Consider the following 19,389-nt stretch of genomic DNA (forward strand, 5'->3'; position numbering starts at 1 on the left):
GCGGTCAATGTGGGAGCTGGCTTGCCTGCGATGGCAGCGCTGCGGTATCACTGCGATACCGAGGTGCCCTTATCGCAGGCAAGTCAGCTCCCACAAGGGTTCGCTCCAGGGAAAGGGTGTTGTCGAACATGATTGCAGCCCCACCAGATCAGAGTGAGATTGGATGTGAGCAAGAGAGCCTATAACTTCTGTGCCGGTCCCGCGGCGCTTCCTGAAGCAGTCCTGCAGCGTGCGCAGGGTGAACTCCTCGACTGGCATGGCAAAGGCCTCTCTGTGATGGAAATGAGCCATCGCAGCGATGAATTCGTGTCCATTGCCAACAAGGCCGAGCAGGATCTGCGCGACTTGCTGGACATCCCATCAGACTACAAAGTGCTGTTCCTGCAAGGCGGCGCCAGCCAGCAGTTCGCGCAGATTCCACTGAACCTGCTGCCGGAAGACGGCACGGCTGACTATATCGACACCGGTATCTGGGGGCAGAAGGCCATTGAAGAGGCCTCGCGCTACGGCAACGTCAACGTCGCCGGTACCGCCAAGCCCTACGACTACTTCGCGATTCCCGGTCAGAACGAGTGGAAACTCTCGAAGGATGCGGCCTACGTCCATTACGTGCAGAACGAGACCATCGGCGGCCTGGAATTCGACTGGGTGCCGGAAGTCGGTGACGTTCCGCTGGTGTGCGACATGTCCTCGGACATCCTCTCGCGCCCGATCGATGTGTCCAAGTACGGCATGATCTACGCCGGCGCGCAGAAGAACATCGGCCCGAGCGGCATCCTGGTCAACATCATCCGCGAAGACCTTCTGGGTCGGGCCCGTTCGCTGTGCCCGACCATGCTCAACTACAAGGTCGCGGCTGACAACGGCTCGATGTACAACACCCCGCCGGCGTTCGCCTGGTACCTGTCCGGCCTGGTGTTCGAGTGGCTGAAAGAGCAGGGCGGTGTCGCCGCCATGGGCAAGCTCAACGAAGAGAAGAAGCGCACCCTGTACGACTTCATCGACGCCAGCGGCCTGTACAGCAACCCGATCAACCTGACCGATCGCTCGTGGATGAACGTGCCATTCCGCCTGGCTGATGACCGCCTGGACAAGCCATTCCTCGCCGGCGCCGACGAACGCGGCCTGCTGAACCTCAAGGGCCACCGTTCGGTCGGTGGCATGCGCGCCTCCATCTACAACGCTGTCGACATCCACGCGATCAATGCGCTGGTTGCCTACATGGCAGAGTTCGAAAAGGAACACGGCTAATGTCTGAGCAAGAACTCAAGGCCCTGCGCGTACGCATTGACAGCCTGGACGAGAAGGTCCTGGAGCTGATCAGTGAGCGGGCGCGATGCGCCCAGGAAGTGGCGCGGGTGAAGATGGCGTCCCTGGCAGAAGGCGAAGTGCCGGTGTTCTACCGGCCTGAGCGTGAAGCCCAGGTGCTCAAGCGCGTGATGGAGCGCAACAAGGGGCCGCTGGGCAACGAAGAGATGGCGCGGTTGTTCCGTGAAATCATGTCCTCGTGCCTGGCCCTGGAGCAGCCGCTGAAAGTGGCCTACCTCGGCCCGGAAGGCACCTTCACCCAGGCGGCGGCCATGAAGCACTTCGGTCACGCGGTGATCAGCAAGCCCATGGCGGCGATCGACGAAGTGTTCCGTGAAGTGGCAGCCGGTGCGGTGAATTTTGGTGTGGTCCCGGTGGAAAACTCCACCGAGGGCGCGGTCAACCACACCCTGGACAGCTTCCTTGAGCACGACATGGTGATCTGCGGCGAAGTCGAGCTGCGTATCCACCACCACTTGCTGGTGGGCGAGAACACCAAGACCGACAGCATCAGCCGCATCTACTCCCACGCCCAGTCCCTGGCCCAGTGCCGCAAGTGGCTGGATGCGCACTACCCGAATGTCGAGCGCGTGGCGGTGTCCAGCAACGCCGAAGCGGCCAAGCGGGTCAAGGGTGAGTGGAACTCGGCGGCCATCGCCGGTGATATGGCGGCGGGCCTGTACGGCCTGACGCGCTTGGCTGAAAAGATCGAGGATCGTCCGGATAATTCCACGCGCTTCCTGATGATCGGCAGCCAGGAAGTGCCGCCGACCGGCGACGACAAGACCTCGATCATTGTCTCCATGAGCAACAAGCCCGGCGCGCTGCATGAGCTGCTGGTACCGTTCCATGACAACGGGATTGACCTGACGCGCATCGAGACTCGTCCTTCGCGCAGCGGTAAATGGACCTACGTGTTCTTTATCGACTTCATCGGCCATCACCGCGACCCGCTGGTCAAGGGTGTGCTGGAGAAAATCAGTCAGGAAGCGGTGGCACTCAAGGTGCTGGGCTCCTACCCGAAAGCGGTTTTGTGAGGCGTTAACATGAGTGGCAACTTCCTCGCCCTGGCACAGCCGGGCGTGCAACAACTGTCGCCTTACGTTCCGGGCAAGCCTGTGGACGAGTTGGCGCGCGAGTTGAACCTGGACCCGGCGAAGATCGTCAAGCTGGCCAGTAACGAGAACCCGTTGGGCCCAAGTCCCAAGGTGTTGGCGGCGATTCGTGAAGAGCTGGCCGAGCTGACGCGTTATCCCGATGGCAACGGCTTTGCCCTGAAGTCGCTGCTGGCTGAAAAGTGCCGGGTCGAGCTGAATCAGGTGACGTTGGGCAACGGTTCCAACGACATTCTCGAGCTGGTCGGGCGTGCTTACCTGGCGCCGGGCCTCAACGCGGTGTTCAGCGAACACGCATTTGCCGTCTACCCGATCGTCACCCAGGCGGTGGGTGCCGATGCGCGGGTGATTCCGGCGAAGGACTGGGGCCACGATCTGCCGGCCATGCTGGCGGCCATCGATGCGCAGACCCGCGTGGTGTTTATCGCCAACCCGAACAACCCGACCGGGACCTGGTTCGATGCGCAGGCGTTGAACGATTTCCTGCAGGATGTGCCCGAGCACGTGCTGGTGGTTTTGGACGAAGCCTACATCGAGTACGCCGAAGGCAGCGACCTGCCGGATGGTTTGGACTTCCTGGCGGCCTACCCGAACCTGCTGGTATCGCGCACGTTCTCCAAGGCTTATGGCTTGGCGTCGTTGCGGGTTGGCTACGGTTTGTCCACGGCAGTGGTTGCGGATGTGCTGAACCGCGTACGCCAGCCGTTCAACGTCAACAGCCTCGCCCTGGCGGCGGCCTGTGCGGCGGTGAAGGATGCCGAGTACCTGGAAGAAGGACGCCGTATCAACGAAAGCGGCATGTTGCAACTGCAGGCAGGTTTCCGTGAGTTGGGCCTGGGCTGGATTCCGTCCAAGGGCAACTTCATCTGCGTCGATCTTGGCCAGGTGGCTGCCCCGGTGTTCCAGGGCCTGCTGGCTGAAGGGGTGATCGTGCGCCCGGTGGCCAACTACGGCATGCCGAACCACCTGCGTATCACCATTGGTTTGCCGGCCGAGAACGCCCGCTTCCTCGAGGCGCTGGCCAAGGTTCTGGCTCGTGGTTGATGTCACTGCAATGCAACCTGCTGTGCCTGTGATCGGTCGCCTGGTGGTGGTCGGTCTGGGGTTGATCGGCGGCTCCTTCGCCAAAGGCCTGCGTGAAAGCGGGTTGTGTGGCGAAGTGGTCGGTGTGGACCTGGACCCGCAGTCGCGCAAGTTGGCGGTTGAGCTCGGGGTAGTCGATCGCTGTGAGGCAGACCTGGCGCTTGCCTGCCAGGGCGCGGATGTGATCCAGCTGGCGGTGCCGATCCTGGCCATGGAGAAATTGCTGGCGCTGTTGGCCGGCATGGACCTGGGCCAGGCGATCCTGACGGACGTCGGCAGTGCCAAGGGCAATGTGGTGCGCGCGGCGCAACTGGCCTTTGGCGGCATGCCGGCGCGCTTTGTGCCCGGCCATCCGATTGCCGGCTCCGAGCAGAGCGGGGTGGAGGCGTCCAATGCGCAGCTGTTTCGCCGGCACAAGGTGATCCTCACGCCGCTTGCGCAAACCGATCCGGCGGCGCTGGCGGTAGTGGATCGTCTGTGGCGCGAGCTGGGGGCGGACGTCGAGCATATGCAGGTCGAGCGCCACGACGAAGTGCTGGCGGCGACCAGCCATTTGCCCCATCTGTTGGCATTTGGCTTGGTGGACTCCCTGGCCAAGCGCAACGAGAACCTCGAGATTTTCCGTTACGCCGCCGGCGGCTTCCGTGATTTCACGCGGATTGCCGGCAGTGATCCGGTGATGTGGCACGACATTTTCCTCGCCAACCGCGAAGCGGTGTTGCGTACCCTGGATACGTTCCGCAGTGACCTTGACGCCTTGCGCGATGCGGTCGATGCAGGTGATGGGCATCAGTTGCTGGGCGTGTTCACCCGGGCGCGGGTAGCGCGGGAGCATTTCAGCAAGATCCTGGCGCGCCGGGCCTACATGGAAACCGCGTCGGATGCCGATGAACTGACGTTCCTGGCTAGCCCGGGCGGCTGTTTGAGCGGGCGTATTCGTGTGCCGGGCGACAAGTCGATCTCCCATCGCTCGATCATGCTGGGGTCGTTGGCCGAGGGTGTGACGGAAGTCGAAGGTTTCCTCGAGGGCGAAGATGCCTTGGCGACCTTGCAGGCGTTTCGCGACATGGGCGTGGTAATTGAAGGGCCGCACCATGGGCGCGTGACCATCCACGGGGTGGGATTGCATGGCCTGAAAGCGCCGCCGGGGCCGATTTACCTGGGGAACTCCGGGACGTCCATGCGGCTGTTGTCCGGGCTGCTGGCGGCGCAAAGCTTCGACAGTGTGCTGACGGGCGACGCCTCTCTGTCCAAGCGTCCCATGAGTCGCGTGGCCAAGCCGCTGCGGGAAATGGGGGCGGTGATCGAGACCGGCCCTGAAGGGCGGCCGCCGCTGACTATTCGTGGCGGCCAGGCGCTGAAAGGGCTGACGTATGCGTTGCCGATGGCCAGCGCGCAGGTCAAGTCCTGCCTGTTGCTGGCCGGGCTGTACGCCGCCGGCAAGACTTCGGTGACCGAGCCGGCGCCGACCCGTGATCACACCGAGCGCATGTTGCGCGGCTTTGGTTATCCGGTGACGGTTGACGGGGCGACTGCGTCGGTCGAGTCCGGGCATGCGCTGACGGCAACCCGTATCGAGGTGCCGGGGGATATTTCCTCTTCGGCGTTTTTCCTGGTGGCTGCTTCGATTGCCGAAGGTTCCGACTTGTTGCTGGAGCATGTTGGCATCAATCCGACGCGTACCGGGGTGATCGACATCCTGCGCCTGATGGGGGCGGATATCACCTTGGAAAACCCGCGTGAAGTGGGCGGGGAACCTGTCGCTGATCTGCGTGTGCGCGCGGCAGCGCTGAGGGGTATCGAGATTCCCGAAGCGCTGGTGCCATTGGCGATCGATGAGTTCCCGGTGCTGTTTGTTGCGGCGGCTTGCGCGGCAGGGCGAACCGTTTTGCGCGGTGCCGAAGAGCTGCGCGTCAAAGAGTCTGACCGCATTCAGGTCATGGCCGATGGTCTGCTGGCGCTGGGAGTCAAGTGCGAACCGACCCCTGATGGGATTATTATCGACGGTGGTCCGATGGGGGGTGGTGAAGTCCATGCTCACGGTGATCATCGGATTGCCATGGCATTCAGTGTTGCTTCCCTGCGGGCGACAGCGCCGATTCGTATCCGTGACTGCTCCAATGTTTCTACATCTTTTCCGAACTTTCTTACACTGTGTGCCCAAGTCGGCATCCGTGTAGCCCAAGAGGCTCAATTGTGAATATTAAAGCACCGGTGATTACCATCGACGGGCCAAGCGGCTCGGGCAAAGGCACGATCGCCGGCATTCTGGCCAAGCGCCTGGGTTGGTGTCTGCTGGATTCCGGCGCGCTGTACCGCCTGCTGGCCTTTGCTGCGCGCAACCATGGCGTAGACCTGACCAACGAAGAATCCTTGAAGCTGTTGGCGGCGCATCTTGATGTGCAGTTCGTCGGGGCGACGGAAGGTCATCCGCAACGCATCATCCTGGAAGGGGATGATGTGACCGATGACCTGCGTAATGAGCAAGTCGGTTCCTGGGCTTCCCAGATAGCCGCACTACCGGCCGTGCGTGACGCATTGCTGCTGCGCCAGCGGGCTTTTCAAGAGCCCCCGGGCCTGGTGGCTGACGGGCGCGATATGGGAACCGTGGTGTTTCCCGAGGCGCCGCTGAAGGTTTTTCTGACGGCCAGCGCCGAGGAGCGGGCTCGCCGCCGCTACTTGCAGTTGAAGGGCAAAGTCGATGGTGTTAGTCTGTCGAGTCTGCTAGATGAGATCCGTGCACGTGATGAGCGTGATACCCAGCGCGCAGTAGCCCCGCTCAAGCCGGCGGCTGATGCGATACAGCTGGATTCCACGGAGTTGTCCATCGAGCAGGTGCTGGAACGCATCTTGAGCGAAATCGCCATTCGCGATATCGCCGGGTGATCAAGAAGGCCGCAGGGGACCAGTCATAGTCCTGCGGTGGCTTCTTTTAACTGAAACTGACCCACACCGTCTGGGGTGTGGAGATGGGCGTATTCTTCGCCCTTATCAACAGGAATTAAAATGAGCGAAAGCTTTGCGGAACTCTTTGAAGAAAGCCTAAAAACCCTGAACCTTCAGGCAGGCTCCATCATCACCGGTGTTATCGTTGATATCGATTACCAAGCTCGCTGGGTAACCGTTCACGCTGGTCTGAAGTCTGAAGCTCTGATCCCGCTGGAACAGTTCTACAACGATGCTGGTGACCTGACTATCAATGTCGGTGACGAAGTTCACGTTGCTCTGGACTCGGTTGAAGACGGTTTCGGTGAAACCAAGCTGTCCCGTGAAAAAGCCAAGCGCGCTGAATGCTGGATTGTTCTCGAAGCAGCCTTCGCAGCTGAAGAAGTGGTCAAGGGCGTTATCAACGGTAAGGTTAAAGGCGGCTTCACTGTCGACGTTAACGGCATCCGTGCGTTCCTGCCAGGTTCTTTGGTCGACGTTCGTCCAGTGCGCGACACCACGCACCTGGAAGGCAAGGAACTCGAATTCAAGGTCATCAAGCTCGACCAGAAGCGCAACAACGTTGTCGTTTCCCGTCGCAGCGTCCTGGAAGCAGAGAACTCCGCCGAGCGTGAAGCTCTGCTGGAATCCCTGCAGGAAGGCCAACAAGTCAAAGGTATCGTCAAGAACCTCACCGATTACGGCGCATTCGTCGATCTGGGTGGCGTCGATGGCCTGCTGCACATTACCGACATGGCTTGGAAGCGTATCAAGCATCCATCTGAAATCGTCAACGTTGGCGACGAGATCGATGTCAAGGTTCTGAAATACGATCGCGAGCGCAACCGTGTTTCCCTGGGCCTGAAGCAACTGGGTGAAGATCCATGGGTTGCTATCAAAGCCCGTTACCCAGAAAGCACTCGCGTAACCGCGCGTGTTACCAACCTGACCGACTACGGCTGCTTCGCTGAGCTGGAAGAAGGCGTGGAAGGCCTGGTACACGTTTCCGAAATGGACTGGACCAACAAAAACATCCATCCTTCGAAAGTCGTACAAGTCGGCGACGAAGTGGAAGTTATGGTTCTGGACATCGACGAAGAGCGTCGTCGTATCTCCCTGGGCATCAAGCAGTGCAAATCTAACCCATGGGAAGATTTCTCTGGCCAGTTCAACAAGGGCGATAAAATCTCCGGCACCATCAAGTCGATCACCGATTTCGGTATCTTCATTGGTCTGGACGGCGGCATCGACGGCCTGGTTCACCTGTCCGACATCTCCTGGAACGAAGTTGGCGAAGAAGCTGTTCGTCGTTTCAAGAAGGGCGACGAGCTGGACACCGTTATCCTGTCGGTTGACCCAGAGCGCGAGCGCATCTCCCTGGGTATCAAGCAGCTGGAAAGCGACCCGTTCTCTGAATACGTTCAGGACAACGACAAAGGCGCAATCGTTAAGGGCATCGTGAAAGAAGTTGACGCTAAAGGCGCCATCATCACTCTGGCCGACGATATCGAAGCGACTCTGAAAGCCTCCGAAATCAGCCGTGACCGCGTTGAAGACGCGCGCAACGTTCTGAAAGAAGGCCAGGAAGTAGAAGCCAAGATCATCAGCGTTGATCGCAAGAGCCGCGTGATCCAACTCTCCATCAAGTCGAAAGACGAAGTGGAAGAGAAAGAAGCTATGCAGAGCCTGAAATCGGCTCCAGAAGCTGCCGCAACTGGCGAGACCACTATGGCCTCCCTGCTGCGCGAAGCAATGGCTAAGCAGAACTAAGTTCTGTAACGCTGTAGAAAAAGGGCGACTTCGGTCGCCCTTTTTTGTGCCTGAAATTCGTTGAATCAACAACCAAGAACCAAGCGGTATGAGCGGCTGTCAGAACTGACTATAGTCGTTTGAAAAGCTGCTTTCGTGTTGTTTATTCAGTAAGGGTTGGAATGAACAGGTTTATCGTAGTGTTCGCAGTGGCAATGCTTGCAGGCTGCTCTGCCACCAGTGCCAAGACCCATGCTCGGCACGGTGTAAGCGGCATAGAGATCGATTGCTCTGGCCTGGGCTCTGGTTGGGACAGGTGTGAGAGTCGCGCGGCTCGTGAATGCAAGATGCAGGGCTACAAGGTGGTCACCAGATCCAGCGATGCAAAGGACGATGAGGGTGACTATCTATTTGGCTGGAACCCGGCAGGCGCGGTCACTCGGACGATGTTGGTGATCTGTAATTGAGCATGCAAGGCGTGTTTTGTCGGCCTTGCGCTGACCTGTCGATAAGTTGGGGTATGGGCTGTTCAAATTCATCAAGTCATGCTAAAACCTTCGAAGCGCTTTTCCTAGCTGCTTGAAAAAGAAGGGAAAAATATGACGAAGTCGGAGTTGATCGAACGAATTGTCACCCATCAAGGGCTGCTTTCATCCAAGGATGTAGAGCTGGCCATCAAGACCATGCTTGAACAAATGTCCCAATGTCTGGCTACCGGCGATCGGATTGAGATCCGTGGATTTGGGAGCTTCTCGTTGCACTATCGTGCGCCCCGGGTTGGGCGTAATCCTAAGACCGGACAATCGGTCAGCCTCGACGGTAAGTTCGTTCCTCACTTCAAGCCGGGCAAGGAGTTGCGAGACCGGGTGAACGAAGAAGAGGAAGAGGGTGTCTGAGAATCTTTGAGGAAAGCTACCATGGGTAGAGTTGGGCGTATTTTCTTGGGAATGATCCTGGTGGTCTTCACCTTGGCAGTCATCGTGTTTGTGCTGGAAAACCAGCAAGGTGTGGCTTTGTCGTTCCTGGGGTGGACAAGCGCCGAATTCCCTGTGGCTGTGTTTGTTGGGCTTGCCTTGATCGTTGGTGCGTTGATCGGCCCTTTTTTGGGTTTGTTAGTTAGGCTGGCAGGGCGGCGTCGCGTGGAAGCGTCCAAGCGCTCGTGAGCTGGTATGTCTGATTAGCAGATGCGGCGCTTTACGGGTCTCATCGGCGCCTGAAACACCTTAACTAACAGCAGCGCGAGCGTTGATTGATCGTGAATTCAGTTAATCCGATGCCAGACGGTTTGGTGCGCCCGGTTGCCTGTCTGTCGTCAGCTAAAATCGGCGCTGCAGCGTAATCTTGAAGTCAGATAATTCCTACGGATGGCTCTGTTTTTTGTAGCGTATTCTTCGCTTCAATTTATAGAGGATTTTTGCATGATGCGGAATCTCAAGTTGTGTAAGTAATATTTGTACTGTCCATTGTCTCTGAAGTGCTTCGAGTGTCGGCCTATTGAGTGAGGCCAATGAATGAAAGCGCGCCGAAATTTTTTATCAATCCTGCTCTTCAAGTCTCACGTGCTTTGAGGTTGGTAATGGGTTTGATATCGCTTTGATATTATCGCATTAGAGGCGTGGCGGAACGTTCGGGGTGAGAGGTATAGGGTTGGCCTGCAAGGTTTCATCAGGTCAGAGTAGGGAGGGGGGCTACGATCATTGTTTCCTGATTACTCGTTAGCAAATGCACGCCAGGATGAGCAAGCAGGAGATTTTGATGGAAGCAAATAGATGGAAGGCCATGCAATGCGCTATCAGTCCCGTATCGCAGTCGAATGAAGGGCGCGTGACACCTGTCAATGACCGACTGTTGAAGAGGGGGAGCGACAAGCGCCTTGGCAGATTGCGCAAGTGCTCGACGCCGAGTAGCTTTCGAGCGCCAACGCTAGTTAGAGTTTGTGGCAGATAATGATGAAGTATTTGTGTTATTTGCTCGGCGCCTTAATGGTCTTTCCAATAAAGATGCTGGAAAGTGGCGGTGTGAACTACAAGTTAGATGAGTTTTTGCTTGTTTTTGTCGGTGTGGTTTTTTTGTGCACTCGTCATGCCAGGCCAGCGATGTTTGGTTACGCCTTCCTGGTTCTGCTCTATCTGTTTTACGGCGCGATGATGGTTTATATCAGTGGGCTTGTCGTTAATTATGAGGTGTTCTTTCGGTTACTCCAGATTCTGCTGATCATCATTGTCATGTCGATGATGTCTGATATTGAAAGAACGGCGATGCTTGACGGGATAGGTAATTGGGGGCCGGTGTTTGCATTGTTGATGGTTAGCTACCTGGTTTTCAAGCTGGACTACTCTACAAGTGTGTTGCTGGGCAGTCAGCAGCATTATAAAGATTTCTTTAATAGTAAAGAGTCTTTTTTAAGTGTGCATATAAATACTGTGGGTACGGTGTTGCTGTTGTCGATTTATGTGAATATGTTGAAGTATCAAGTGACGGGTAGGTCGATATATTTGGTATTGTGTATTTTCATGCTGCTTCCACCTTTTATGCTCTTGTCCAAAGGCGATTTGCTGGCAGTTTCGCTGGCGCTGGTTTTCCTGGGTTTTGCAAGGTTCAGTGTGTCATATTTGTTTTTTGTGTTTCTGGCGATAGGTGGGGTGGTCGCGGCGGTTTTTGGGGACTTTTCCCGATTTGATCCCACGCGAGAAATTCTCTATAGCACTGCATTGAAGGCATTTGTTCAAAACCCATTCGGATACGGCATCGGTACGGAAAGCCAGGTTATTTTTGCTTTGTCTGGAATCGATTATCCGGCTCACAATTTTTTGCTGAGTGCTGCGTTGGAGACAGGAATATTCGGCGTACTGTTTTTTGTTTCCTTGGTTTTTTACAGCTGTTGGAAGAATAAAAGTCCTATTGCACGGGCTTTTTTGCTCGCGTTTGTTGTCGTGGGGTCTTTCGGTAACGTCATGTATTTTTACAAATACCACTTCGTGTTTTTTATGATGATAATTGCTTTTTTTGATAAGACGTATTGTCAGTCTGTCCAGCTGCGTAGTCAAAGATTGGCCGCGATCTAAATGAATTAAGGTGGGGTGAGTTAGAATGCCTAGGGCGAAAATTGGGATCGTGGTTGCTACGTATAATAGTGAACGAACGCTACGTGAGTGCCTGGACTCTATTAAGGGGCAGACATTCAAGGATGTTGATCTATATATTCAGGATGGTGGTAGTACAGACGGTACGCTGCAAATAATAGAAGAGTACGGAATGGCCAGGTTCTCCAGTGAGAAGGATTCTGGCGTTTACAATGCGTGGAATAAAGCATTGGCGCAGGTTGACGCTGACTGGATAACGTTCCTTGGGAGTGATGACTACTTTAGTTCGCCTTCTGCACTGGCTTCCATAATTGCACACTTGGACGCTGCGGGTGAGCGTGATGTCAAGATTGTTTACGGTAAAAATAATCTTGTTGATCAGTCTGGAGCCTTTATCGACGAGGTGGGCCTGCCTTGGGAGGCAGCACGTATTGGTTTGAAAAATAAAATGACGATACGTCACCCGGGTTGTTTCCATCATGCGTCGCTGTTTGAAGCGGGGAATGGATTCGACGAGAGCTATAAGGTGATAGGTGACTATCATTTTATCCTGCGTGCGCTCCGGGCGCGGGACGCCGGCTTTTATCCTTTTTCCGTGGTGTCTCATCGAGTGGGTGGGCTGAGCAACAAGCCTAGCTTGATGATGTCGATTATTCGAGAGAACTTCAGGCTTCGGAAAGAGTTGGCGCTATCTCCGGTGTATTTGGTTGATTCGATTTTTATCAAGCGATTGGTGCTTTTCTTACTGAGCGCTGTATTGGGTGATCGTGGTGTTATGAAGTTGCTGTCGGTTTATGGTGGGCTCGTGAAGAAATGAAAATCTGCTATGTGGTTCCGGCGATTGTCAATAAAGCTCCCATTTTAGTGGTTATGCAGCTGTGTGAGCAAATGGTTCGTAGAGGGCACGAGGTTACCGTGCTCTATTTTGATGAGTGTGTCGAAATCGAACTGCTGGAAGGGGTCAGGTTTGAGCGTGTTGGTTTCTACAAGTCATTTGATTTTTCCGCTTATGATGTTGTTCACTCTCACCTGTTGCGGGCTGATGCGTTCGTGTTTAGGAATAAATCATTTTTTACAAAGGTAAGCTATGTAAGTACCTTGCATAATTATGTCGAGCGGGAGTTGTATTTTCATTACAACAGGTTTGTTTCGTTTGTGTTCAGCTTTGTCTGGAATGTGTGTTGGTTGAGGCACGATCGGCTCGTCGTACTGAGCGATGATGCGGTAAAGTACTATTCGAGGTTTTCATATAATAAGAAACTAACAAGGGTCTATAACGGTAGAGATATTGTTGTGGATTATAGTTTGGTCGAGGATTGGTGTGCCGCTGAAATAAATAAATTGAAAGGGCGTGTCGACTATTTGTTAGGGGCCTACTGTGTGCTCACCGCCACAAAAGGCATTGATCAATTGGTGAAATTGTTGACTATCAATGCTCGGCTGGGATTGGTGGTCATTGGTGATGGCCCAGCGAAGCAGTCATTGCAGGAACTGAGTGTGTCGCTGGGTGTAGACAGTCGGTGTGTATTTCTTCCCTCGGTTCCTTATGCGCATCAGTGTAATGTTTTTTTTGATATGTTTGCCATGCCTTCTCGTTCAGAGGGGTTTGGATTGGCTCTGATTGAGGCGGCTCTGCACTCGAAAAAAATAGTGTGCTCCGATATTCCTATATTCAGGGAGCTTTTCAGTGAAGAGGCCGTTTGTTTTTTTGAGCTTGATGATGTCGCGAGCCTGGATGCAGCAGTGATGAGAGGCTTGTCTGACGAATCCAAAGGGCCAGCGGTGTTGAACGTTGCTCGCGAGAGGTATAGCTCTCTTGCGATGGCAACCAACTATCTTAAGGTCTATGAGGAGTTGATGCGTGACTAACTATAAGGTTTTGGTTACCGGTGGGTCGGGCTTCATAGGGACTAATTTGGTAGGTCGTCTGAAGGGGCTCGGGTTCGATGTTTTAAGCCTGGATGTGGCTGCACCGAGGAATCGCGATAACCTTGACGTCCACCGTTATTGTGATATTTGCGATGCGGATCTGTTGGCTGAGGCGTTTGAGTCGTTCAGGCCCGACTACGTTTTTCACCTTGCGGCGCGCACGGATCTTCGCGGCAAGAGTTTGGACGACTATCGGGAAAATATTGCTGGCGTGGACAATTTGTGCGCAGTTCTTTCCTCGGCCGACTACGTTAAACATGCTGTTTTCGCTTCCAGTATGTTGGTTTGTAGGGCTGGCCACATACCCGCTACGATAGAGGATGTTTCTCCTACTACTGTCTATGGCAAAAGCAAGGTGGAGGGGGAGCGTATCGTCCGGCAGTGGATGGCGCGGATGCCAAAGTGCTCTATTGTGCGCCCCACGTCTATTTGGGGGGCCTGGTTTGGAGAGCCCTATCGAAACTTTTTCGATATGGTGCTCGCCGGTCGTTATATTAGAATTGGTCGGGCGTCCAGCACGAAGACCTACGGCTATGTAGAAAACTGCGTCAATCAGATTATTTCGATTGCCCAGCGTCCTGATGACAGTGTTGAATATTTTTATATCGGTGATGCCGTCCCGTTGAATGTAGACGAGTGGAGTTTGAGTATTGCGTCGCATGCAGGTCGTCGGAAGCCGATAAAGGCGCCAATGTTTTTTTTCTATTGTTTGGCATGGGTGGGTGATCTCTGTAATTTTACGGGCTTGAGATTTCCGTTCAGTAGTTTTCGGCTGAAAAACATGACAACTCATAATGTGGTGGACTGCGCTCCGGCAGAAAAATCGAATGTCTACCCTGTGGTGGGTCTGCAGGAGGGGATTGAAAAAACACTGTCATGGCTCAAGGCATCATCGACAAAGGAATAACCCACACATTGGCGTCTCTGGAGCCGTAACTGGTGTTTCTTCGCAGAGTGTTCAAAAGCGTCAGCTGCTGGCTTTGCGTGGATTGGCGGGCTTCAGGGTGTCTGCGACAGATGGCATTTTGCCTGTAAAATCAATGGCCTGTGCCTGGTCAGAGACTTTTCAGTGTTCCAGCGTCATGCTAAGGTTCTCGCTGTTGCCAAGCTTTTTGTCCGGTGCGTGTCACTGCTGCGTGCTACCAGGGGCATCCAATGAGGGCGCTATTTTCATTCGCGTTGTCAGGCGCGGCTCTTCATAAAGTCCGGAAGTGGGTTGGTGTGCGGGGTGCGCATATTTCCAAAGAGTCTGAATTGCGACGGAATATAATCGATGATGTTTTTAACGCTCGTTGAATTTTCCGAAAATACCCGTGTTACGAGGCAAAGGGCTGTGACGCATGAATAGCGCGCTTAAAAACGTAGCGGCGAACTTTTTGGGGCAGGGGTGGGCTGCCTTGATGGGGATCTGTTTCGTCCCCCTGTATCTCAAGTTTATTGGCGTTGAAGGTTACGGTTTAGTTGGTTTCTTTGTAATTCTTTCTGCCGCTATGACTATGCTTGACGGAGGCTTTGGGGCTGTTGCGACCAAAGAAGCCTCGGTTTACGACGCCGCGTCGCCAGCGGACAAGCTAAAGGTTGTTTTGCTGTTAAGAAGCGTCGAGTGGATATTTTGGTGTGTTGCGCTTACGGCGGGCACAATCGTTATATTTTTGGCTCCGGTGATTTCTTCTTACTGGCTTGATGTGACTCCCAGCAAGCTGGAGTCGGTTACTCTATCGTTAAGAGTAATGGGCGTGGCGCTGGTTCTTCAGTTTCCTATCGCATTTTATTACGGGGCCCTGACCGGGCTTCAAAAGCAAGTTGAGTTGAATGTTGCAACCTCTGTTTTTGCAACGCTGCGCTCGGTGGGCGCCGTGTTGGTGTTATGGCTTGTTTCGCCGACGGTTGAATGGTTTTTTATATGGCAGTGCGTGATCAATGTTCTGACTGTTTTTATTTTGCGTATTCAGTTGGTGCGGGAGTTAGGCGGCTGGAAGAAGTCCCCATCATTTTCGGTTGAAGCGCTTCGCCGCCTTCGTGGCTTTGCAATCGGTGTCGGCGTAACCAATGCGCTCACGTTTTTATTGATGCAGGCCGATAAAATCGTGTTGTCAAAGACGCTGTCATTGACGGATTTTGGTTATTACATGCTGGCTTGGACGTTGGGTACGATAGCGTTCAGGCTTATATCACCCGTGTTTAATGCCTATTACCCTAGAATTGTCGCAGCCGTAGCATCTGAAAATACCCAAGAGGCTTTCAGCTCTTATATCAGGGCCAGTCAGATATTGTCGATGTTGGTCATTCCGTTTTCCGTGTGGATTGCGTTGTATAGCCACCCGCTGCTTACATTCTGGACGAGAGACTCGAATATCGCCGCAGCGGCGAGTGGTCCTCTTGTGATACTGGTAATTGGTACCATGCTTCATTCCTTTATGCATATGCCTTATGCGTTGCAATTGGCCCATGGTTGGACCCGGTTTAGTGTTTGGCAAAATTTCATTGCCGCAATTCTCGTGGTGCCTGTGACCTATTACCTGGCAAGTACCTATGGCCTGACGGGGAGTGCCTGGCCCTGGCTGTTGCTGAATATAGGATTTGTTGTGTTGTGTCCGCCGATTGTATTTAGAAAACTGAATATCAAGCCCGCCAAGGTCTGGTATTTCGAGGCTATCGTTATTCCGCTGGCTATTTCAGTTTCTACGTTGTGGTTTTTCAAAGTGATCTATGATGTTCTAAGTGTGGGTAACCTCGTGGTGATGTTCTTGTCGCTAGGGGTGAGCTATTTTCTTGTGGCGCTCCGGTTGTTCGTTTTTCGTTTTGATCTCCGGAGGGTTCAGTGGAGAAATGCACTGTAATTTTCCAATGAGACCTCTGAGGCTGGCGCAGCTTTGGCACCATTTGTTCAAGTTGGCAGTGGCGTTGGGTGTGATGCGGTACAGGCTCGATTTTTTGATCGGTTGGGACTTAACCTTCTCTCGAGTAAAAAAATAATATGCGCGTTGCTTTCGATTACCAAATATTCGCCCTGCAAAATTACGGTGGCATTTCTCGTTATTTTTGCCGCATCGCCGAGCAGATGGCCCAGGCCGGTACCGATGTAGGTGTTTTCTCGCCTTTCTACCGCAATGTGTACTTGAATGAGTTGCCTGAGGGAATCGTTCATGGACGCTGGATAGAAAAGTATCCGCGCTATACCGCGAGGCTCATGCTTGGCTACAACCGTCTTCAAGGGCGAGTGGCGATGAATCGTTGGCGGCCTCAGGTGGTGCACGAAACCTATTACGCCCGTTCCGGTACGGCCCCCAAGGGGTGTCCAACCGTTCTGACGGTCTACGATATGATCCACGAGCTGTACCCTGAGAGCTTCTCTTCGGAGGACAAGACATCCCTGCTCAAGCGCCGCGCAGTAGAGCGTGCAGACCACGTTATTTGCATTTCGGAGAGCACGCGGCAAGACCTCATGAGGCTGTTCGACGTCCCCGAAAGCAAGTTGTCGGTTGTTCATTTGGGTTTTGAACAATTCAAGCCGGTCACCCTAAAAAAACCGAGCCAGTTGCCCAGACCCTATCTGTTGTATGTAGGGGCACGCTTTGCCTACAAGAACTTCGCCGGGCTGCTTCGTGCCGTGGCGAACTCAACACGGTTAAAGTCAGACTTTGACATTGTCGCGTTTGGCGGCGGCGGGTTCTCCGAAAACGAACAGGAGTTGGTACAACGTCTTGGTTTTGCTCCCGGGCAGGTGCGGCAGATGGGGGGCGACGATGCTTTGCTGGGTGAGCTCTACGAGGGCGCCAAAGCCTTTGTCTATCCCTCTATCTATGAGGGCTTCGGACTTCCTCCACTGGAGGCGATGGCGCATTCCTGCCCTGTAATCAGTAGTGGCACCAGTTCAATGCCTGAAATCATTGGCACCGCAGGTGTTTTTTTCGATCCCGTTAATGATGATGAAATGGCTGGAGCGATAGAAAGAGTGGTTTACTCTGACAGCGAAATTGCGAGATTGGTCGGGCTCGGGCATGAGCGCTTAAACCAATTCTCCTGGCAGCGCTGTAGCCAAGAAACACTATCGATCTACAATTCATTGCAAAGGTAATACTTTGGACTATTCAGAAAAAACCGCCCTGATTTGCGGTGTGAGTGGCCAGGATGGTGCTTATCTCGCAAAGCTGTTGCTGAGTAAGGGCTATACCGTTTGGGGGACATCCCGGGATGCGCAGGGCTCTTCATTCGCCAATTTGAAGCGATTGGACGTTTTTCCCAGGGTGAAGTTGCTGTCGATGGTGCCCGAAGATTTTCGCAGTGTGTTCATGGCGCTCAAGCGTAGCCAGCCTGATGAAGTCTATTTTCTGGCCGGGCAGTCGTCAGTCGGACTGTCGTTCGAGCAGCCTGCTGAAACAATTCAAAGTATTACCTTGGGAACCCTGAACATGCTTGAGGCATGCCGGATGACCGAACGTCCGATTCGCTTCTATCAAGCTGGTTCCAGCGAATGTTTTGGTGATACCAACGGCGAGCCCGCCATCGAGAGTACCGCCTTTCATCCTCGTAGCCCTTATGCCGTGGCTAAGTCCTCGGCGTTCTGGCTGGTCGATAACTATCGCGAGGCTTATAATCTTTTTGCGTGTACTGGCATCTTGTTTAATCACGAATCGCCTTTACGCCCCTCCAGATTTGTAACACAAAAAATCGTAACTACAGCCAAACGAATTGCACAGGGCTCCACGGAGCGGTTGACGCTTGGGCGTCTGGATATCGCACGCGATTGGGGGGCTGCCTCAGAATACGTTGATGCAATGTGGAGGATGCTTCAGTGTGAGGAACCCGGTGATTTCGTGATCGCAACGGGTCAAACCCACACGCTGGAAACCTTTGTTGCTGAAGCATTCACGCAATTGGGCCTCGACTGGCAAGCTCATGTCGATCAATCGACGGAGTTCTTCCGACCCACTGATCTACTGATCAGTCGAGCTTGTCCGGCAAAGGCGGAACAGGTTCTGGGGTGGAAAGCCCAATCGACAATGCCTGATGTCATTACCAGCATGCTAAATGCGATTTAACAGTCACTCTAAGAATTTTAGGACCTAAACATGACCCTGAAAAAAGCGCTAATTACCGGGATCACCGGCCAGGACGGCTCTTATTTGGCCGAACTGCTGTTGGAAAAGGGCTACGAAGTTCACGGCATCAAACGACGCGCGTCGTCGTTTAATACGCAACGTGTGGATCACATTTATCAGGATCCGCATGTAGATAATCAACGGTTCATCTTGCATTACGGCGACCTTACCGACTCGTCGAACCTGACCCGTATCATTCAGGAAGTTCAACCTGACGAGGTCTACAACCTCGGTGCGCAATCTCACGTCGCCGTAAGCTTTGAATCTCCGGAATACACAGCTGACGTCGATGCAATGGGCACCCTGCGAATTCTTGAGGCCATCCGTCTGCTCGGGCTGGAGAAAAAGACCCGTTTCTACCAAGCCTCCACCTCTGAACTGTACGGCCTGGTGCAGGAAACGCCGCAGAAAGAAACCACGCCGTTCTATCCGCGCTCGCCCTACGCTGTTGCAAAACTCTACGCGTACTGGATTGTCGTCAACTACCGCGAAGCGTATGGCATGCATGCCTGTAACGGGATCCTCTTCAACCACGAGTCGCCGCGCCGAGGCGAGACGTTTGTGACCCGCAAAATCACCCGCGGCCTGGCAAATATTGCCCAGGGACTTGAGCAGTGCCTCTACATGGGCAACATGGATGCGCTGCGGGATTGGGGCCATGCCAAAGACTACGTCCGTATGCAGTGGATGATGTTGCAACAAGAGGTTGCTGAAGACTTTGTCATTGCAACGGGCGTCCAGTATTCGGTGCGTGAGTTCATTTGCTGGTCTGCCGCTGAGCTTGGCCTGACCTTGCGCTTCGAAGGTACGGGTGTAGACGAGCGTGGCATTATCGACTCCATTGTTGGAGATAAGGCACCGGCGCTCAAAGTTGGCGATACGCTGGTGCGTATTGACCCACGCTACTTCCGCCCGGCCGAAGTTGAAACATTGCTCGGCGATCCTACCAAGGCCAAGACAAAGTTAGGCTGGGTGCCGGAAATCACTGCCCAGGAGATGTGCGCTGAAATGGTTCGCGAAGACTTGAAAGTCGCCCAGCGTCACGCATTGTTGAAGAACCACGGTTACGATTTGCCGGTGTCGCTGGAGAACTAA

At 54.1% G+C, this 19,389-nt stretch carries 17 protein-coding genes; all 17 read left to right on the forward strand.

What is annotated here, in order from left to right:
* Positions 1 to 165 precede the first annotated feature (165 nt).
* Positions 166 to 1,251: a 3-phosphoserine/phosphohydroxythreonine transaminase gene (gene serC / locus PSH87_RS08345; RefSeq protein ID WP_026136487.1), complete on the forward strand. Its 1,086-nt coding sequence runs from the start codon at positions 166 to 168 to the stop codon at positions 1,249 to 1,251.
* Positions 1,251 to 2,345 (forward strand): prephenate dehydratase, encoded by a 1,095-nt coding sequence (gene pheA, locus PSH87_RS08350; RefSeq protein WP_003172650.1) that lies wholly within the window; start codon positions 1,251 to 1,253, stop codon positions 2,343 to 2,345. The genes serC and pheA overlap by 1 nt, the downstream gene beginning before the upstream one ends.
* Before the next feature lie 9 nt (positions 2,346 to 2,354).
* Positions 2,355 to 3,467, forward strand: a complete 1,113-nt coding sequence (gene hisC / locus PSH87_RS08355) for a histidinol-phosphate transaminase (protein WP_017734473.1) — start codon at positions 2,355 to 2,357, stop codon at positions 3,465 to 3,467.
* Positions 3,468 to 3,495: 28 nt separating this feature from the next.
* Positions 3,496 to 5,706, forward strand: a complete 2,211-nt coding sequence (locus tag PSH87_RS08360) for a bifunctional prephenate dehydrogenase/3-phosphoshikimate 1-carboxyvinyltransferase (protein ID WP_305434280.1) — start codon at positions 3,496 to 3,498, stop codon at positions 5,704 to 5,706.
* On the forward strand, positions 5,703 to 6,392 hold the full coding sequence (gene cmk / locus PSH87_RS08365) for a (d)CMP kinase (protein ID WP_017734471.1): 690 nt from the start codon (positions 5,703 to 5,705) through the stop codon (positions 6,390 to 6,392). Before PSH87_RS08360 ends, cmk begins: the two co-directional genes overlap by 4 nt.
* A 120-nt stretch (positions 6,393 to 6,512) precedes the next feature.
* Positions 6,513 to 8,201 carry a 30S ribosomal protein S1 gene (gene rpsA, locus PSH87_RS08370; protein ID WP_017734470.1) on the forward strand — a complete coding sequence of 563 codons (1,689 nt, stop codon included), beginning with the start codon at positions 6,513 to 6,515 and terminating at the stop codon, positions 8,199 to 8,201.
* A gap of 161 nt (positions 8,202 to 8,362) precedes the next feature.
* Complete coding sequence (locus PSH87_RS08375) at positions 8,363 to 8,647, forward strand: hypothetical protein (RefSeq protein ID WP_026136485.1); 285 nt, start codon at positions 8,363 to 8,365, stop codon at positions 8,645 to 8,647.
* Positions 8,648 to 8,779: 132 nt separating this feature from the next.
* A complete protein-coding gene (ihfB, locus tag PSH87_RS08380; RefSeq protein ID WP_003189779.1) occupies positions 8,780 to 9,076 on the forward strand; it encodes an integration host factor subunit beta in 297 nt (98 codons plus the stop codon).
* Positions 9,077 to 9,097: 21 nt separating this feature from the next.
* Positions 9,098 to 9,343, forward strand: a complete 246-nt coding sequence (locus PSH87_RS08385; RefSeq protein ID WP_305433083.1) for a LapA family protein — start codon at positions 9,098 to 9,100, stop codon at positions 9,341 to 9,343.
* A 783-nt stretch (positions 9,344 to 10,126) separates the two neighbouring features.
* Positions 10,127 to 11,245 carry an O-antigen ligase gene (locus PSH87_RS08390; RefSeq protein ID WP_305433084.1) on the forward strand — a complete coding sequence of 373 codons (1,119 nt, stop codon included), beginning with the start codon at positions 10,127 to 10,129 and terminating at the stop codon, positions 11,243 to 11,245.
* Positions 11,246 to 11,270: 25 nt separating this feature from the next.
* On the forward strand, positions 11,271 to 12,080 hold the full coding sequence (locus PSH87_RS08395; protein ID WP_017734466.1) for a glycosyltransferase family 2 protein: 810 nt from the start codon (positions 11,271 to 11,273) through the stop codon (positions 12,078 to 12,080).
* Positions 12,077 to 13,132 carry a glycosyltransferase family 4 protein gene (locus PSH87_RS08400; protein WP_305433085.1) on the forward strand — a complete coding sequence of 352 codons (1,056 nt, stop codon included), beginning with the start codon at positions 12,077 to 12,079 and terminating at the stop codon, positions 13,130 to 13,132. Before PSH87_RS08395 ends, PSH87_RS08400 begins: the two co-directional genes overlap by 4 nt.
* The gene (locus PSH87_RS08405; RefSeq protein WP_305433086.1) at positions 13,125 to 14,099 is read left to right on the forward strand and encodes an NAD(P)-dependent oxidoreductase; all 975 of its coding nucleotides are present in this window, start codon (positions 13,125 to 13,127) and stop codon (positions 14,097 to 14,099) included. The genes PSH87_RS08400 and PSH87_RS08405 overlap by 8 nt, the downstream gene beginning before the upstream one ends.
* Before the next feature lie 433 nt (positions 14,100 to 14,532).
* Positions 14,533 to 16,032 (forward strand): oligosaccharide flippase family protein, encoded by a 1,500-nt coding sequence (locus PSH87_RS08410; protein ID WP_017734463.1) that lies wholly within the window; start codon positions 14,533 to 14,535, stop codon positions 16,030 to 16,032.
* A 137-nt stretch (positions 16,033 to 16,169) separates the two neighbouring features.
* Positions 16,170 to 17,270, forward strand: coding sequence for a glycosyltransferase family 1 protein (locus tag PSH87_RS08415; RefSeq protein WP_017734462.1), 1,101 nt, complete (start codon positions 16,170 to 16,172; stop codon positions 17,268 to 17,270).
* 4 nt (positions 17,271 to 17,274) lie between these two features.
* The gene (locus tag PSH87_RS08420) at positions 17,275 to 18,234 is read left to right on the forward strand and encodes a GDP-mannose 4,6-dehydratase (RefSeq protein WP_017734461.1); all 960 of its coding nucleotides are present in this window, start codon (positions 17,275 to 17,277) and stop codon (positions 18,232 to 18,234) included.
* A 30-nt stretch (positions 18,235 to 18,264) separates the two neighbouring features.
* Complete coding sequence (gene gmd / locus PSH87_RS08425) at positions 18,265 to 19,389, forward strand: GDP-mannose 4,6-dehydratase (RefSeq protein WP_017734460.1); 1,125 nt, start codon at positions 18,265 to 18,267, stop codon at positions 19,387 to 19,389.

Origin of the sequence: Pseudomonas sp. FP453, assembly GCF_030687495.1 — a bacterium.
Taxonomy (GTDB): domain Bacteria; phylum Pseudomonadota; class Gammaproteobacteria; order Pseudomonadales; family Pseudomonadaceae; genus Aquipseudomonas.

Excerpts from the sequence above, each read along its gene's own strand:
- pheA (WP_003172650.1), top strand. The coding sequence starts at position 1,251 with ATGTCTGAGCAAGAACTCAAGGCCCTGCGCGTACGCATTGACAGCCTG.
- hisC (WP_017734473.1), top strand. The coding sequence starts at position 2,355 with ATGAGTGGCAACTTCCTCGCCCTGGCACAGCCGGGCGTGCAACAACTG.
- rpsA (WP_017734470.1), top strand. The coding sequence starts at position 6,513 with ATGAGCGAAAGCTTTGCGGAACTCTTTGAAGAAAGCCTAAAAACCCTG.
- PSH87_RS08375 (WP_026136485.1), top strand. The coding sequence starts at position 8,363 with ATGAACAGGTTTATCGTAGTGTTCGCAGTGGCAATGCTTGCAGGCTGC.
- ihfB (WP_003189779.1), top strand. The coding sequence starts at position 8,780 with ATGACGAAGTCGGAGTTGATCGAACGAATTGTCACCCATCAAGGGCTG.
- PSH87_RS08385 (WP_305433083.1), top strand. The coding sequence starts at position 9,098 with ATGGGTAGAGTTGGGCGTATTTTCTTGGGAATGATCCTGGTGGTCTTC.
- PSH87_RS08390 (WP_305433084.1), top strand. The coding sequence starts at position 10,127 with ATGATGAAGTATTTGTGTTATTTGCTCGGCGCCTTAATGGTCTTTCCA.
- PSH87_RS08395 (WP_017734466.1), top strand. The coding sequence starts at position 11,271 with ATGCCTAGGGCGAAAATTGGGATCGTGGTTGCTACGTATAATAGTGAA.
- PSH87_RS08400 (WP_305433085.1), top strand. The coding sequence starts at position 12,077 with ATGAAAATCTGCTATGTGGTTCCGGCGATTGTCAATAAAGCTCCCATT.
- PSH87_RS08410 (WP_017734463.1), top strand. The coding sequence starts at position 14,533 with ATGAATAGCGCGCTTAAAAACGTAGCGGCGAACTTTTTGGGGCAGGGG.
- PSH87_RS08415 (WP_017734462.1), top strand. The coding sequence starts at position 16,170 with ATGCGCGTTGCTTTCGATTACCAAATATTCGCCCTGCAAAATTACGGT.
- gmd (WP_017734460.1), top strand. The coding sequence starts at position 18,265 with ATGACCCTGAAAAAAGCGCTAATTACCGGGATCACCGGCCAGGACGGC.